12 protein-coding genes are annotated in these 15,859 nt (G+C 41.7%); all 12 read left to right on the top strand.

Features of this window, described 5'->3' with window-relative positions; genetic code table 11:
* Window positions 1–174 precede the first annotated feature (174 nt).
* The 12 genes from purR to BUB56_RS04895 all read left to right on the top strand — a co-directional run bounded on the left by purR (window position 175) and on the right by BUB56_RS04895 (window position 15,822).
* Complete coding sequence (gene purR / locus BUB56_RS04950) at window positions 175–990, top strand: pur operon repressor (protein WP_110940265.1); 816 nt, start codon at window positions 175–177, stop codon at window positions 988–990.
* Window positions 991–1,105: 115 nt separating this feature from the next.
* Complete coding sequence (spoVG, locus tag BUB56_RS04945; protein ID WP_069978486.1) at window positions 1,106–1,378, top strand: septation regulator SpoVG; 273 nt, start codon at window positions 1,106–1,108, stop codon at window positions 1,376–1,378.
* 309 nt (window positions 1,379–1,687) lie between these two features.
* Window positions 1,688–3,070 carry a bifunctional UDP-N-acetylglucosamine diphosphorylase/glucosamine-1-phosphate N-acetyltransferase GlmU gene (glmU, locus tag BUB56_RS04940; protein WP_110940264.1) on the top strand — a complete coding sequence of 461 codons (1,383 nt, stop codon included), beginning with the start codon at window positions 1,688–1,690 and terminating at the stop codon, window positions 3,068–3,070.
* Window positions 3,071–3,086: 16 nt separating this feature from the next.
* Window positions 3,087–4,034 (top strand): ribose-phosphate diphosphokinase, encoded by a 948-nt coding sequence (locus BUB56_RS04935; protein ID WP_110940263.1) that lies wholly within the window; start codon window positions 3,087–3,089, stop codon window positions 4,032–4,034.
* 156 nt (window positions 4,035–4,190) lie between these two features.
* Complete coding sequence (locus tag BUB56_RS04930) at window positions 4,191–6,182, top strand: methyl-accepting chemotaxis protein (RefSeq protein WP_110940262.1); 1,992 nt, start codon at window positions 4,191–4,193, stop codon at window positions 6,180–6,182.
* A gap of 107 nt (window positions 6,183–6,289) precedes the next feature.
* Window positions 6,290–6,847, top strand: a complete 558-nt coding sequence (pth, locus tag BUB56_RS04925) for an aminoacyl-tRNA hydrolase (protein WP_110940261.1) — start codon at window positions 6,290–6,292, stop codon at window positions 6,845–6,847.
* Between the two features lie 93 nt (window positions 6,848–6,940).
* The gene (mfd, locus tag BUB56_RS04920; protein ID WP_242946223.1) at window positions 6,941–10,444 is read left to right on the top strand and encodes a transcription-repair coupling factor; all 3,504 of its coding nucleotides are present in this window, start codon (window positions 6,941–6,943) and stop codon (window positions 10,442–10,444) included.
* A gap of 55 nt (window positions 10,445–10,499) precedes the next feature.
* A complete protein-coding gene (locus tag BUB56_RS04915) occupies window positions 10,500–11,447 on the top strand; it encodes a peptidylprolyl isomerase (RefSeq protein WP_110940260.1) in 948 nt (315 codons plus the stop codon).
* A gap of 172 nt (window positions 11,448–11,619) precedes the next feature.
* Window positions 11,620–12,171, top strand: a complete 552-nt coding sequence (spoVT, locus tag BUB56_RS04910) for a stage V sporulation protein T (protein WP_110940259.1) — start codon at window positions 11,620–11,622, stop codon at window positions 12,169–12,171.
* A gap of 172 nt (window positions 12,172–12,343) precedes the next feature.
* A complete protein-coding gene (locus BUB56_RS04905; RefSeq protein ID WP_110940258.1) occupies window positions 12,344–13,951 on the top strand; it encodes a putative polysaccharide biosynthesis protein in 1,608 nt (535 codons plus the stop codon).
* Window positions 13,952–13,983: 32 nt separating this feature from the next.
* Window positions 13,984–15,471 carry a bifunctional methyltransferase/pyrophosphohydrolase YabN gene (gene yabN / locus BUB56_RS04900; RefSeq protein ID WP_110940257.1) on the top strand — a complete coding sequence of 496 codons (1,488 nt, stop codon included), beginning with the start codon at window positions 13,984–13,986 and terminating at the stop codon, window positions 15,469–15,471.
* 72 nt (window positions 15,472–15,543) lie between these two features.
* Window positions 15,544–15,822: an HU family DNA-binding protein gene (locus tag BUB56_RS04895; protein ID WP_110940256.1), complete on the top strand. Its 279-nt coding sequence runs from the start codon at window positions 15,544–15,546 to the stop codon at window positions 15,820–15,822.
* Window positions 15,823–15,859 lie beyond the last annotated feature (37 nt).

Raw genomic sequence — 15,859 nt, 5'->3', positions numbered from 1 at the left:
GTATATTCCCCTGACTGCTAAAACTTTCAGGGACAGGCTAGTCAAATTATATCATATATATGATGGTTTTAAATAATTTTGATAAAAATTTATTAAAGTAGACATTGAATATTTTAGAGAAAACGAATAAAATTATATAATAAATACTAAAACATTCGGATTGGGGCGTAGGTTATGAAACTAAAAAGAAATGAGCGTGTGGGTGCACTGATTAAAATTCTTTCTGATCATCCTAATGAAATATTTACTCTCAGTTATTTTACAAATCGCTTCAATGCAGCTAAATCAACAATCAGTGAAGACATTGTAGTTGCAAAAAAAATGATGGAGGATTTGAAATTAGGTAAGATTGAAACTATTGCCGGTGCTGCTGGAGGGGTTAAGTATATCCCGATTACAAGCCGGGAGAATAACCGGGCAGTATTGGAGGGGATTTGCAGGAAGCTGGAGGAGCCAAATCGAATTGTCCCCGGCACGTTTCTGTATATGGCAGATATTATCTATAATCCGACCTTAGTACGCAAGATGGGCGAAATTTTTGCCAGCCAGTTTGCAGGAGAGACCCTGGATTATGTTGTGACTGTGGAAACAAAGGGAATTCCCATTGCACTGATGACTGCCAATGCCTTAAACCTACCACTCATTATTCTTCGCCGCGACAGCAAAGTAACAGAAGGATCTACTGTAAGCATCAATTATGTATCCGGATCTACGGGAAAAATCCAAACTATGTCTATCTCTAAACGGGCAATTAAGAATGGTGCCAATGTAATTATCATTGATGATTTCATGAAAGCAGGGGGAACGGCAAAGGGCATGATTGACATGATGAAAGAGTTTGAAGCAAACGTAAAAGGCATTGGCGTAATGATTGCTACCAGTGAGCCTGAGAAAAAGCTGGTAGATCACTATATTCCTTTATTAATTCTGCAAAATGTAGATGAAAAAGAGGGTAGAATCCATGTCTATCCAAATGAAAGCTTAATCTAGCTTATAAAAAGTCAAATTATTTGAAAATTTATCCCTGGACAAGCAGGAGATTGGAAATTTTTAGAGAATAAGTTAAGAATCTTAGTTAGCACGGACCGGGAAGGTGGTGAACAACATGAAGGTTACTGACGTACGAATTCGCAAGATTAATGATGAAGGAAAGATGAAAGCAATAGTATCAGTAACTTTTGATAATGAATTTGTTGTACATGATATCAAGATTATCGAAGGACAAAACGGATTATTTATCGCTATGCCCAGCAGAAAGATGGGTGAGGGAGATTTTCGAGATATCGCCCATCCAATCAACTCAGAGACAAGGACAAGACTACAGGATGCAATCTTTTCTGAGTATGAAAAGGTAAAGGATGAAAAAGAAGAAGAGTAAAAAGGAATATAGATCATCGTTATGATCTATATTCCTTTTAGTCTGCAGGAAACACTTAAAACTATGGCAGTCAGATAAGACAGTCATAGTTTTTATTTTTATGGATTTTATTTTTGTGATGAAGAAAGACAAAGAAAAAACTCGAAAACCATGATGATGTTTATGACAAAAAGTGGTATACTATTGAACGGGAAAAAGTTTACCTACATATGATATTATAAAATAGAATTTGGCAGCAAAATTAGACAAAAAAGATTGAATCCTGTATACAATAAACTTTGAAATCATGTATAATAAGGAGTGGCAGGAATGAGTAAAATAACAGCGGTTATTTTAGCTGCAGGTGCAGGAACGAGAATGAAGTCTAAGCTTCCGAAGGTTTTGCATCCGGTAGGCGGCAAAGCCATGGTTGAGCATGTAATCGATATTGCAGAAGAGGGAATTGCGGCAGAAAAAACCATTTTGGTAATAGGACATGGAGCTGATCTTGTAAAGAAAGCCACAGGCCATCGCAATGTATCTTTTGTGCTGCAGGAAGAACAGCTGGGGACAGGCCATGCAGTTATGCAAACAGACCATTTATTAGAGGAAGAAGGTCTTGTGTTATTGCTTTATGGAGACACCCCTTTGATACGGGGAAATGTCATTCAGCACTTAATCGACTTTCATCGGGAAGGAGGCTTCCAGGCCACTGTACTGACGGCGGTGATGGAGGATCCAACAGGGTATGGTAGAATTGTGCGGGATGAAGACGGCAGGGTAATGCGAATCGTTGAGCAAAAAGATGCAACGCCGGAGGAAAAAACTATCCAGGAAATCAATTCAGGTATTTACTGCTATGAGAGCAAGTTTTTAAAGCAGGCATTAAAGGAGCTTACCAATAACAACGCCCAAAAGGAGTACTATATTACAGATGTAGTAGAGATCCTGAATCGCCAGGGATATAAAGTTGGAGCTTTCACCATAGAAGATCCTACAGATATTATGGGTGTGAACTCAAGGGTACAGTTGGCAGAGGCGGAGGAAGTAATGCAGATGCGTATTTTAACAGGGCTAATGGAATCTGGTGTAACCATCTTAGATCCGAAAAATACCTATATTGATAAAACTGTAGTAATAGGAAGAGATACCATAATATATCCTGGTGCCATCATTAAAGGGAACACAGAGATTGGAGAAGACTGTATCATTGGCCACAACAGTCGTATTGAAAATTGTATTTTGAAGAATCGTGTAGAAGTCCAAAGCTCTACCCTGATTGACAGCTTTGTGGAGGATGATTGCCACATTGGCCCCTATGCCTATCTGCGACCAAACAGTAAATTAGGAAAGCATGTAAAGATAGGAGATTTTGTTGAGGTAAAGAATTCTACCATTGGAGATCATTCTAAAGCTTCTCATTTAGCTTACATAGGCGATGGAGAAGTTGGAAAAAATGTTAATATAGGCTGTGGTGTTGTATTTGTGAATTATGATGGAAAAAACAAGCATAAGGCCGTTGTAGAGGATAATGCCTTTATAGGCAGCAATGTGAATCTCGTTGCTCCAGTAACCGTTGAGAAGAATGGGTATGTTGCTACGGGCTCCACCATTACGAAAACGGTTCCGGCAGGAGCATTATCGGTTGCAAGAGCAAAGCAAGAAAACAAGCAAGGCTGGGTTGAGAGAAAAGGACTATTGAAAAAAGATTAGTTTGGGAGGGTTACAAATGAATGTCAAAGGTCAAAACATCAAGGTTTTTGCAGGAAATGCAAGCAATGCCTTAGCTCAAAGTATTTGTAAAGAGTTGGGTGTAAGCCTTGGTTGTGCACAAGTAGGATCTTTCAGCGATGGGGAGATTGCTGTAAATATTAATGAAACCGTAAGAGGTGCCCATGTGTTTGTGGTGCAGTCTACCAGTGCGCCGGTAAACAGACATTTAATGGAGCTGCTGATTATGATTGATGCTTTCAAAAGAGCTTCAGCCGGTGCTATTACTGCAGTAATTCCATATTATGGTTATGCCAGACAGGATCGAAAAGCAAAAGCCAGAGATCCGATTACCGCCAAGCTGGTAGCGGATTTAATTACAACCGCAGGTGCCGACCGGGTATTATCCATGGATCTGCATGCAGCTCAGATTCAGGGATACTTTGATATTCCTGTGGACCATCTGCTGGGTGTGCCTATCCTGGCAGAATATTTTAGAGCCCTTCACTTAGAGGATGTAGTTGTAGTGTCCCCTGACCTGGGCAGCGTAACCAGAGCCAGAAGCCTTGCCAACCTGTTGGACACTCCTATAGCAATCATAGATAAGAGAAGACCAAAGGCCAATGTATCTGAAGTTATGAATATCATTGGGGAGATCGAAGGGAAAAATGTAATTTTAGTCGATGATATGATTGATACTGCTGGTACCATTACACAAGGTGCAAAGGCGCTGAAGGAATTTGGTGCAAAAGAGGTATATGCATGCTGTACCCATCCCGTATTATCCGGACCAGCCATTGAGAGGATAGAGAGTTCTGTAATCAAGGAGCTAATTATTACCGATACGATACCGCTGCCAGAGGAAAAGCAGCTGAAGAATATCAAAACCCTTTCGGTAGCACCGGTTTTTGCAGAGGCAATCAAGCGGATTTACGAAAATATGTCAGTAAGCAAACTGTTCGACTAATCGCTATAAGGTGGAGGAATATGCTCCGCCTTTTTTTCTTTGATTGCAGAATAATCGGAAAATCGGTATAATATTCCTAAGATATTTCGACAACAAAATAGGACAAAATTTGTCTTATCCATGGGGTCGTAAAATGAAAATGGGGAGGCGTGAACGATGAAAAGAGGTATTCGATTTAAATTGATTCTTAGTTTTATTCTTTTAATTACCATCCCTATGACAGCTCTGGGTATTAACTCCTTTATTCAATCGGTAAATCTAATGGAGGCTAACCTGAAAAGTGCTACTCAAGAGACAACGCTGCAAATTGCCAATGTTATTGATGCATATATGAAGGGTCTTGAGCAGTCGACAGGCGTATTGAGCGAAAGTGAAAACTTGAGACAGGCCTTTGACGATCCTGATGCACCTATCAAGATGTTAAAGGACTTTGAAAACTTTATCAAAGAAAACCCCGATGTCACCTATGCTTATTTGGGCACTAAAAACAAGGACATGCACATTTATCCTGCAGCAGAAATGCCTGCAGGCTATGATCCTACCGCCAGACCATGGTATCAGGATGCTGTGAATAAAAATAGTTTTGTCTGGACAGAACCCTATGTAGATGCCTTTACAGGAGACTTGATTATCTCGGCAGCTAAGCCTATCTACGATTATCAGAACCAGTTTGTCGGCGTCGTTGGATTAGACATTTCATTGGAGACCCTGTCAAAGTTTGTAAACAATATTCAAGTAGGGAAAATGGGGTATGTAACTTTAATCGATAAAAATGGGAATGTTATGACCCATGTAAATCCGGATTTAATCGGGAAGCCTGTTCCTGTATCTGAACTGGCAGCGGCAATTGCTAAAGAAAAGCAAGGAAATGTGGATTATGCCATGGAAGAAGATGGGGTAATGGAGCAGAAGTTTGCAGTATTTAATACTTTAGACCGGCTAGGTTGGCGGGTTGCAGCTATTATGTGCATAAAAGAAATCCATGAACAAAACTCAGCCCTGCTAAAATCCATGCTGATCATCGGAGCTATAGCCCTGGCTGCTGCTATATTTATATCCGTATTGCTGGCCAACAGCATTGCTAAGCCGATTCAGAACTTATCTAAGGATATGGAGCGGATCAAGGAAGGAGACTTTACTGTACGGAGTCAGATTCGGACGAAGGATGAAGTTGGGGCTTTAGCAGAAAGCTTCAACATCATGGCAGAGGGACTAAAGACTTTGGTACGCCAGGTAAGACAAGTAGCCACAGAAGTAACGGGATCAGCAGAAACCCTGGCAGCAACGGCAGAAGAAACCAGTGCATCAGCAGAAGAGGTAGCCAGAACCGTAGAGGAGATCGCCAAGGGGGCCTCAGAACAGGCCAGTGAAGCAGAGAAGGGCTCTGCATTGGTAGCCAGCCTGGCAGCAAAGATGGAGAGGCTGGGAGAAGACACCAATAAAATGCTGGAGGTTTCAGCCGATGTAATGGAAGCCAACCATAAGGGTGTAGAGACTGTGGATACCCTAAAGGAAAAGACAAAGCTGAACAATGATGCAACGGAGCGGATTGTGGCAGCGGTTACAGAGCTGGACGGACAGTCCCAGCATATCGGAACCATTCTGCAAACCATCAGTGCCATTGCAGAGCAGACCAACCTGCTGGCCTTAAATGCAGCCATAGAAGCGGCCAGAGCAGGAGATGCAGGAAGAGGCTTTGCAGTGGTTGCCGACGAGATTCGTAAGCTGGCGGAGCAGTCGGGGAAATCAGCCGATGAAATCCGCAGGATTGTAGTAGGCATTCAGGCGCACAGCAAAAACACTGTGGAGATTATGCAGGATGTGAAGGAGAGAAACAAAGAGCAGGGCAGTGCAGTAGAAGAGGTAAACCGGGCCTTTGGAGAAATCTCAAAATCCATCCAGGCCATCAATGAGAAAATTGAAGGCATAGGCATCTATGTAGGAGAAGTAAACCGGGATGGACAGAGTATTGTGGCGGCCATAGAAAACATATCGGCAGTATCGGAAGAGACTGCGGCCTCCTCAGAAGAGGTAACAGCCTCCATGCAACAGCAGACTTCAGCAGTAGATGAGGTGGCTCAGGCGGCAGACAAGCTCAATGGATTGGCCAACCAGCTAAGCAATGAGTTGAGCAAATTTAAGATATAGGACAGAGAAGCAGCCTTCGGGTTGCTTTTTTTCTTATGCCTTGTACGGTAAAAGCAGAGTTGTGGTATAATAATGAATGACTGCAAAATATAGAAAGGATGTTCCAAATGATTGTAATCGTTGGGCTGGGCAATCCCGGCAGACAGTATGAAGGGACACGGCATAATGTGGGCTTTGAGGTCATTGATCTTTTATCCAGCCGAAATCAAATTCCAGTAAATAAAATTAAATTTAAGGCATTGGTGGGGGAAGGATTTATTGGAAATCAGAAGGTGCTGCTGGTGAAGCCCCAAACCTATATGAATTTAAGTGGACAGAGCTTATTAGAGATCATGAATTTTTACAAACTGGATTCACAGCAAATTATTGTTGTCTATGATGATATAGATATTGAAACCGGGAAATTAAGGATCCGCGCCAAGGGAAGTGCAGGGACCCATAACGGCATGCGGTCCATTATCTATGAAATACAAACCGATGATTTCCCGAGAGTCCGTATTGGTATTGGAAAGCCCCGGTTTGGCGATTTAGCAGACTACGTGCTGGGACGTCTGGTAAAAGAGGAGCGGGAGCTGGTGTCTATTGCTCTAAGGGATGCGGCTGAGGCTGTAGAAGTGTTTGTAAAACAGGATATTCAAACAGCAATGAATCAATATAATAAATAGGCATAAAATGATATTATAGATGCAGAGGGATGGCCCAGGTAATAGAACCTGGGCTAGGACTGTTTGCGCAGAGATAAGGGGAAGTGAAAGGACTTGCAAAAAATATTTTTAGAGGCAGTCAAAAATTTTCAGGAATATCATCAACTCCATATGACGATTGAAAAACAATGGTCTCCTGCTACGATTCATGGACTGATTGATGCTCAGATTCCTCATATGGCTTTCTCCCTGAGCCAAATCCATGGACGGCAGTGTCTTATCATTGTGGATCAAGAGATAAAGGCAAAAAAAATATACGAGGATTTAAAGTTTTTTATAGGAGAAAAGGCTTGCTTTTTCCCTGCGGTGGAGACTGTGTTTTATCACATTGACGCCCATAGTCACCAGCTTTTAGAGGATCGAATCAAAACCCTCAATAAGGTAGCCTGTGGGGATTCCTGTATTGTAGCAGCCTCTGTAGAAAGTATCATGAATCGACTGATGCCTAAGAAGCTTTTCCAAGAACAGATAATCCGTATCCGATACGGTGAGTCTTTACCTATGGATCAACTGCTTAAGGCTTTTACCCAATTGGGTTACGAGCGGGTCACTAGAGTAGAGGCGAAGGGACAGTTTAGCATTCGTGGAGGAATCGTTGATTTCTATCCTGTTTTATCGGATATGCCTTATCGAATTGAGTTTTTTGATGAGGAAGTAGATTCCATCCGATTATTTGATTTAGAAAATCAGCTTTCAGTAGAGAAAGTCAGAGAGGTAGTCATCACCCCTGTCCAGGAGATCCTCGTAAAGGATAGTATTAGAGAACGGGGGATTCATAAGCTGAAGCACACATTGCAGGGAGCCTTGAAAAAAATGAAGGGGGAGCAGGGCCGCAGACTGGGAGAAAAAGTGGGGGAAGTCATTGAACTGCTAGAAAACGGAGGGCTGCCAAAGGGAATTGAAAACTATATGGATTTTCTTTTTGAAGAGACACAGCTGCTCACAGATTATCTTCAGGAAAATGCATTTATCTTTATAGATGAGCCCTCCCGTATAAGGGAAAAGGCTCAAAATAAGGCGAGTGAATTTCAGGAAGCTTTCAAAGGTTTGTTAGAAAAAGGGGAAGTGCTGCCGGAACAGGGAAGCCTCCTGGCGGATTATGAGGAAATCCTCGGGAGCATAGAGAAGAAACAATGCTTTGTGCTGAGCAGCCTGCCGAAGGACAACCCAGACTTTCAGCCCAAGACCATAGTGAATTTTTCTACACGGATGACCCAGACTTTTCATGGAAAGATCGATCTTTTAGCGGAAGAGGTCAAAACTTTAAAAACTCGTGCCTATAAGATCATTCTGCTTTGCGGTACGGAGGACAGGAAAAAAAGGTTGTTAGAAAGCCTGGTGGATTTAGGAGTTGAGGGCATCCGATTGGGGGTGGGAGAGGAAGTTCTGCTGCCAGGCCAGATCATCATTCTGGAAGGAAGTCTTACGAAGGGCTTTGAGTACTATGCAGATAAATTTATTACCATTACCGACAGTGAAATTTTCGGTGTATCTAAAAAGAAGAAGTTAGCCACAAAGCGGAAAGATGCAAGACCTATAAAATCTTTTATGGACCTTAGTATTGGGGATTATGTTGTTCATGAAAACCACGGGATCGGAAAGTATGTAGGAATAGAACAGTTAAAGGTACAGGGTGCAAAAAAAGATTATTTAAAAATAAAGTATGGCGATGGGGATTTGCTCTATGTACCCATTGAGCAAATGGATTTGGTACAGAAATATATTGGCGCTGATGACGGCACACCGAAGCTCAATAGACTTGGGGGGGTAGAGTGGAAAAAAACAAAGGCCAGGGTTAAGGGTGCGATCGAGGATATGGCCAGAGATTTGATTGCCCTATACGCCGCAAGGCAGACCTTAGTGGGGCATAGTTTTTCAAAGGATACTCCCTGGCAAATACAGTTTGAGGATATGTTTCCCTTTGAAGAAACTCAGGATCAGCTTCGATGTATACGGGAAGTGAAGAGTGACATGGAAAAGCCTGCTCCTATGGACCGCCTGCTGTGTGGTGACGTTGGCTATGGAAAGACGGAGGTCGCCATCCGGGCAGCTTTCAAATGTGTCATGGAAGGCAAACAGGTAGCCTTTCTGGTGCCTACTACCATATTGGCCCAGCAGCACTATAATACTTTCGTGCAACGATTCAGCCAGTTTCCGGTTTCAGTAGAGATGCTGAGCCGCTTCCGTACGGAGGCTCAACAGGATCACATAGTAGAGAGTCTGCGCGTAGGCAATATTGATATTGTGATCGGGACCCATAGAATCCTGTCAAAGGATATACAATTTAAGGATCTGGGTCTGCTGATTATTGATGAAGAGCAGCGGTTTGGTGTAAAGCACAAAGAGGCATTAAAGCAAATTCGAAAAAATGTAGATGTTTTGACTTTAACAGCAACTCCTATCCCTAGAACCTTGCACATGTCTCTGATTGGTTTAAGGGATATGAGCGTGATTGAGGAACCTCCGGAAGAAAGGTATCCGGTACAAACCTATGTTTTAGAGTATCAGGAGGAGATGATACGGGACGCCATCCTACGAGAGATCAGCCGCGGCGGGCAGGTTTATTTTGTATTTAACAGGGTAAAGGGCATCCAGCAAATGGCTGGAAAGCTGAGAAAACTTATTCCTGAAATGAAGCTGGCTGTAGCCCATGGACAGATGAGCGAGCGGGAGCTGGAAAATGTAATGATTGATTTCCTGGCAGGAGAGTATGATGTACTGCTTTGTACTACCATTATCGAAACAGGGCTGGATATTGCCAATGTAAATACCATTGTTATTTATGATGCCGACAAAATGGGCTTGTCACAGCTGTACCAGTTGAGAGGAAGGGTAGGACGTTCTGATCGGATGGCCTATAGCTATCTTACCTACCAGAAGGACAAGGTACTCACAGAAGTGGCAGAGAAAAGACTTAAAGCCATCAAAGAATTTACCGAGTTTGGATCAGGCTTTAAGATTGCTATGCGGGATCTGGAAATCCGGGGAGCCGGAAACCTTCTTGGGGCAGAGCAGCACGGACACATGGCAGCCATTGGCTATGACCTGTATTGCAAGCTGCTGGAAGATACGATCCATGAGATGAAGGGTGAGGAAGTACTAAAGACTGTGGATACTACCATTGAAATCAATGTAAATGCCTTTATACCAGAGAACTTTATAGAAAATGAGAACTATAAGCTGGAAGCTTATAAAAAGATTGCATCTATACGGGCTAAACAGGATGTATATGATATCGAGGAAGAGCTGGAGGATCGGTTTGGCAGTATCCCGGAGGAGGTGCAGAATCTTATCATGATTGCCTACATTAAGACCTTAGCCCAAAGCTGCGGTGTAATCCAGGTATCTGAAAGTGAAACCCATGTAAAACTTCAATTTGATGAAGCCCGTCGTATAAAACCTGAAATGATCGCAGAAATGCTTGATGAATACGGAAACCGGATGCTTCTCCATGCTGGGATAAGCCCTTCAATACAACTAAAATATCAGTCCCATAACTTAAGACTTAAGGAAATACAAAGGCTCTTAGAAAAAATTAGTGGTTTCCATGGAAAATAAATTCTTATATAATGGAAAATAAGAGCAAAGAAAAGGAAAAAAGGGAGAGGATCACGTGAACTTAAAGAGAAATAGAAGCCTATTGCTGCTGATTATTGCATTGACTGTTTTAACGGTTTTCCTAGGGGGCTGTCAGTCTAGGGGAGGAAACACCAAGGACGGGGATGTAGTAGCAAAGGTAAATGATACACCCATCAGCTACGAGAAATATCGAAAGAATTTTGCGATGATTAAATATGAGTTAGAAGCATCCTATGGAGATAAAATATGGAGTCAGATTTACCAAGACAAAAAAACCTTTCTCCAAGTAGTACAGGAAAACCTAGTAGAAAGATTGATTCGAGATGAATTATTGAAGCAATATGTGGAAAAGCAAAACATCCAAATTGATGAAGCTGCTATTGATGCAGAATATCAAAAGCAGATTGAGCGACTAAATACCCAACCGGAAAAGAAAAAATACTATGAAGAGAATCAAATTGATGAAGCCTTCATCCGGGAATTTTTCCTATCCAGTGCCTATATGGAAAAGTTTGTTGAGGATGCCGGGAAAAATGCAATCGTAGCGGACGAGGATATTGAGAAATATATCGCTGAAAACAATGAGAAATATGTAGATTATCAAATTCAGGTAAGAGCAAGACACATTTTAGTAGAAAATGAAGAGGAAGCAAAAGACTTAGCAAATAGAATCCGTAAGGGTGAGAATTTTGCTGAGTTAGCAAAACAGTACTCCAAGGATACGGGGTCTGCTGTGCAGGGTGGAGATTTAGGTTTCTTTCCTAAGGGCATCATGGTGAAGGAGTTTGAAGAAATGGCCTTCTCTCTGCCTGTAGGACAGGTAAGTGATCCCGTAAAAACGCAGTTTGGTTATCATATTATTGAAGTATTGGATATTCAAAATATGAAAGAGGAATTGAAGGGTGTGGCCAAAATAGATTATATAATCGATAAGTTAACAAAAGAAGCCAAAATTGAAAGATATATGGATAAAATCCAGTAGGACAAAAGCTCTCCCAATGCCAGTAGAAAGGGAGAGCTTTTATTATTTAGTGTCCGTAATAAAATGCCACAAGAACAGAAAAATTCCCATAGATGTATAAAAAACGCATCCTAGTAAAATAATAAGCTTACGAGGTACAGTCTAAATTAAGGAAATTTAGGAGGGAAATCAAGTGAAAGCGACAGGCATTGTTAGAAGAATTGACGATTTAGGCAGAGTTGTAATTCCCAAGGAAATAAGACGTACACTAAGAATAAGAGAAGGGGACCCTTTGGAAATATTTACGGATCGAGAAGGCGAAGTGATTTTAAAGAAATACTCACCGATCGGAGAATTAACAGAGTTTGCTACTGAATATGCCGAATCCTTAAACGATGCCCTTGGCCATATGGCTGTGATTGCCGATAGAGATACAATCATTGCTGTTGCGGGAGGGTCTAAAAAGGAATATTTGGACAAACGTGTCAGTAAAGCATTGGAAAAGACAATGGAAGACAAAAAAGCATTGATTATCACAGAAAAAGAAAGGACTACTCCCTTGGCAGCCGATGAAGGGGAAGAGCGGAAATATACTTCTCAAGTAATCGCGCCAATTATTACACAGGGGGATCCTATTGGTGCTGTTTTGCTTGTATCCAAGGATCCGGCAAAGCCTATGACCGAGCTGGAATTAAAGGTGGCAGAGACTGCAGCCAGCTTTTTAGGGAAACAAATGGAGCAATAGATATACAAGGGAATAATACATAATGATGTAGTAGCACTTCGCTACTACTTTTTATTTACTCGTCCAATCAGTTTAACTGGATTTCCCTATAACAAGGATTCCTGATTTCTGGTATAATAGATTTGGTTTTAATAGTTATATTTTCAGTAGACTTGTGAGTGGAGGAAAAGGAATGAGTAATAAGTCATTTTTAAAGGGTGCAGTCATATTAGGTATCGCAGGAATGATCGTAAAAATCATGGGTGCTTTTTTCAGAATTCCCTTAGGAAATATTATTGGTGCCACAGGCTTTGGGTATTATCAGGCGGCTTATCCGATCTATGTATTGCTGCTGACGGTTTCTACAGCGGGTATTCCCACTGCCATCTCAAAACTTGTTTCCGAAAAAAATGCAGTTGGAGATAGACATGGGGCTTTCAAGGTATTTAAAGTATCCTTTATTCTACTGTTTATAACAGGAATTATTACCTCATCCATACTATTTTTTGGTGCAAAAATCATCGTTAACCTGATTAAGAGTCCAGGAGCCTACTATTCTATGGTAGCCATTGCACCTGCCCTTCTTTTTGTGCCGGTGATGTCTGCCTTCAGAGGCTTTTTCCAAGGACGTCAGGATATGACGCCAACAGCTGTTTCACAGGTAATGGAACAATTTGCCCGGGTTGTGGTTGGACTCAGTTTGGCCATTTTGCTCTTGGACAGGGGGTTGGAGATCTCTGCTGCCGGGGCTTCCTTCGGCGCAGCTGCCGGGGGGATTATGGGGGCTGTAACCATTATCATTATTTACTTCCGCAGGAGAAGCAGCATACTCTGTGAACTTAAGGGGGCTCCTGCCCATAAACAGGATTCATGGGGAAAAATTATTTATAGATTATTGACCATAGCAGTACCAATTACGGTGGGGGCGGCAATCATCCCAACCATGAATATGATTGATGTGGCAATCGTAGTAAGAAGGCTCCAAACCATCGGCTTTACCTATGAACAGGCTAACGACATGTATGGACAGCTGACGGGTATGGCCATGACGATTATTAATCTCCCTCAGATTCTAACGGTAGCATTAGCAATGAGTTTAGTACCGGCTATCTCTGAGGCCAACCAAAGAAGAGACAGATTGCAGATACAAAACACCATACAAACAGGAACCAGAGTAGCCTTGCTGATCGGCCTGCCTGCTGCAGCGGGATTAGTAGCCCTATCCAAACCAATTATGCTTTTGTTATATCCTTTAAAACCTGAAAGTGCTGCTAGTGCGGCAGCTCCTTTAGCGGTTTTGGCAGTAGGGGTTATCTTCCTAACCTTGGTACAAACCTTTACAGGTATTTTGCAAGGCTTAGGCAGGCCTACAGTGCCCGTATGCAATTTATTCATTGGTGCGGTGGTAAAGGTTATTTTGACCTATTTTCTTACAGGTATTCCTTCGATTAATATAAAGGGTGCAGCTTTTGGAACGGTCATGGCCTATGGGGTTGCAGCGGTCCTAAACTTTTTAGCTGTAAGAAGGTTAACAAAAACCAAGTTTGATGTGGTGCAATTTGTAATTAAACCACTCATTGCAATTACTTCTATGTCTGTAGCGGTTCTTCTGATTTACAGTCAATTTGTAGATATACTGGGCAATCGTACGACGGCAGTGACAGCCATCGGCATAGGTGCGCTGATCTATGGATTCATGCTGTTGGCTACCGGGGGTATTACCGCCGCAGACTTTGATTTGATGCCGGGAGGAAGAAAGCTGGTTAAACTGTTGCGTATTTTTGGATTGCTGCGGAAATAATAGGAAGAAGTTTAAAAAAGAAGGTGATTTTGATGCAGTATCAATTGACCATATTAGGATTAGGTCCTGGAAGTATGGATTATATTACAACGAAAGCATTAAACCGGCTTAAGGAAGGGAAAAAAATCCTGCTAAGGACCCAAAAACATCCTGTTGTTGAGGATTTAAAAGCAATGGGCATTCAGATGGAGAGCTTTGATCATCTCTATGAAGAGGCGGCGGATTTTGATCAGGTCTACGGAAAAATCGTTGATCGAATTTTTCAGATGCTTAAAGAGGGGGACTTGATTTATGCCGTGCCAGGGAGTCCTTTTGTGGCAGAGCATTCTGTACAGATGCTTATACAGCGGGCAGAAGAAATGGGTGCTGCCATAGATTTTGTTCCTGGAATCAGCTTTATTGAAGCTGTGCTCAACGCCCTGAAAAAGGATCCGGTTCAAGGCTTGCAGATTGTGGACGGACTGCAGCTAGACAGTCAGATTCCAAACTCTGATGAGGATGTTTTGATTACGCAGGTGTATAGCAGAGCGGTGGCTTCTGGTATTAAGCTAAATTTAATGAACTATTATCCTGATGAAACGCCGATTACCATCATAAGAGGAGCTGGTATTCCGAAGATAGAACATATAGAATACTGCAGACTCCATGAGATGGATCATTTTGATTGGATAGATTATTTAACCAGTGTATATATCCCTAAATTAGGAGAAAATGCAGAAAAATACTATACCATGAATAATTTGATTCATATTATGGCAAAATTAAGAAATAAAGACGGCTGTCCCTGGGATCGCAAGCAGACCCATGAAAGTCTAAAGCAGTATTTGATTGAGGAAGCCTACGAAGTATTGGAAGCCATCGAGAAAGAAGACTCAGATTTAATGGTAGAAGAACTGGGGGATTTGCTTCTGCAGATTGTGTTTCATGCACGCATTGCAGAGGAGTCAGGTCATTTTAGCATGATAGATGTTTTGACGGGAATCTGCAAAAAGCTGGTGTACAGACATCCGCATGTATTCGGCTCCTACCGTGTAAATACTGATACAGCCGCATTACAGAATTGGGAGGAGATGAAACGGAAAGAGAAGGATGAGAAGAGCCATACAGAAGGTTTAAAAAGAGTGCCCAAACAGCTACCTGCACTGATGCGAAGCTATAAGGTGCAGGGAAAAGCAGCCGATGTAGGGTTTGATTGGCATCATGTAGAGGATGCCATTGAAAAGATACAGGAAGAATTGCAGGAGCTGCTGGAAGTATATAATACGTCAGAAACAGACAAAATAACGGAGGAACTCGGCGATTTGCTTTTCGCTGTAGTAAATGTGGCGAGATTCTTAAAAGTCAATCCTGAGCTGGCTTTGAAGGGAACTACGGAGAAATTTATTCAAAGATTTGCGTACATTGAGGAAATGGCACGGAAAAATGGAAAGAATCTGGAAGATATGACTTTGCAAGAGTTGGATTCTATGTGGAATATGGCAAAAATACATAAAAATAAAAAAAATGATAAAAAATACTAGTAAAAAGAAGGAATTTACAAGAAAAGATAGAATATGCTATACGTATTCTAAATCCATAAGGAGGTTATGAGTGTGAATAAAGCTGAATTAGTTGCGAGCATGGCAGAAAAGTCAGGATTGACAAAGAAAGATGCAGAGGCTGCTTTAAATGCATTTATGAAAAGTGTAGAAGAGGCTCTTGCAAAAGATGACAAGGTACAATTAGTTGGATTCGGTACTTTCGACGTTAGAGAAAGAAAAGCAAGACAAGGAAGAAATCCAAGAAATCCTGAGCAAGTAATCGACATTCCAGCATCAAAAGCACCTGTTTTCAAAGCTGGTAAAGCATTGAAAGACATGGTAAATGCTTAATTTAAAACCATAAAATGAAAAAAGCAGCTGGGCTGCT

It is taken from the genome of Geosporobacter subterraneus DSM 17957 (assembly GCF_900142145.1).
GTDB classification, from domain to species: Bacteria; Bacillota; Clostridia; order Peptostreptococcales; family Thermotaleaceae; genus Geosporobacter; species Geosporobacter subterraneus.
The sequence above is the reverse complement of the archived record's forward strand: the minus strand, read 5'-3'. Positions and strand labels throughout refer to the sequence as shown.

What these genes read in the sequence shown, in the direction of transcription:
- purR (WP_110940265.1), top strand. Translation starts at nt 175, where the DNA reads ATGAAACTAAAAAGAAATGAGCGTGTGGGTGCACTGATTAAAATTCTT.
- glmU (WP_110940264.1), top strand. Translation starts at nt 1,688, where the DNA reads ATGAGTAAAATAACAGCGGTTATTTTAGCTGCAGGTGCAGGAACGAGA.
- BUB56_RS04930 (WP_110940262.1), top strand. Translation starts at nt 4,191, where the DNA reads ATGAAAAGAGGTATTCGATTTAAATTGATTCTTAGTTTTATTCTTTTA.
- BUB56_RS04935 (WP_110940263.1), top strand. Translation starts at nt 3,087, where the DNA reads ATGAATGTCAAAGGTCAAAACATCAAGGTTTTTGCAGGAAATGCAAGC.
- pth (WP_110940261.1), top strand. Translation starts at nt 6,290, where the DNA reads ATGATTGTAATCGTTGGGCTGGGCAATCCCGGCAGACAGTATGAAGGG.
- BUB56_RS04905 (WP_110940258.1), top strand. Translation starts at nt 12,344, where the DNA reads ATGAGTAATAAGTCATTTTTAAAGGGTGCAGTCATATTAGGTATCGCA.
- yabN (WP_110940257.1), top strand. Translation starts at nt 13,984, where the DNA reads ATGCAGTATCAATTGACCATATTAGGATTAGGTCCTGGAAGTATGGAT.
- spoVG (WP_069978486.1), top strand. Translation starts at nt 1,106, where the DNA reads ATGAAGGTTACTGACGTACGAATTCGCAAGATTAATGATGAAGGAAAG.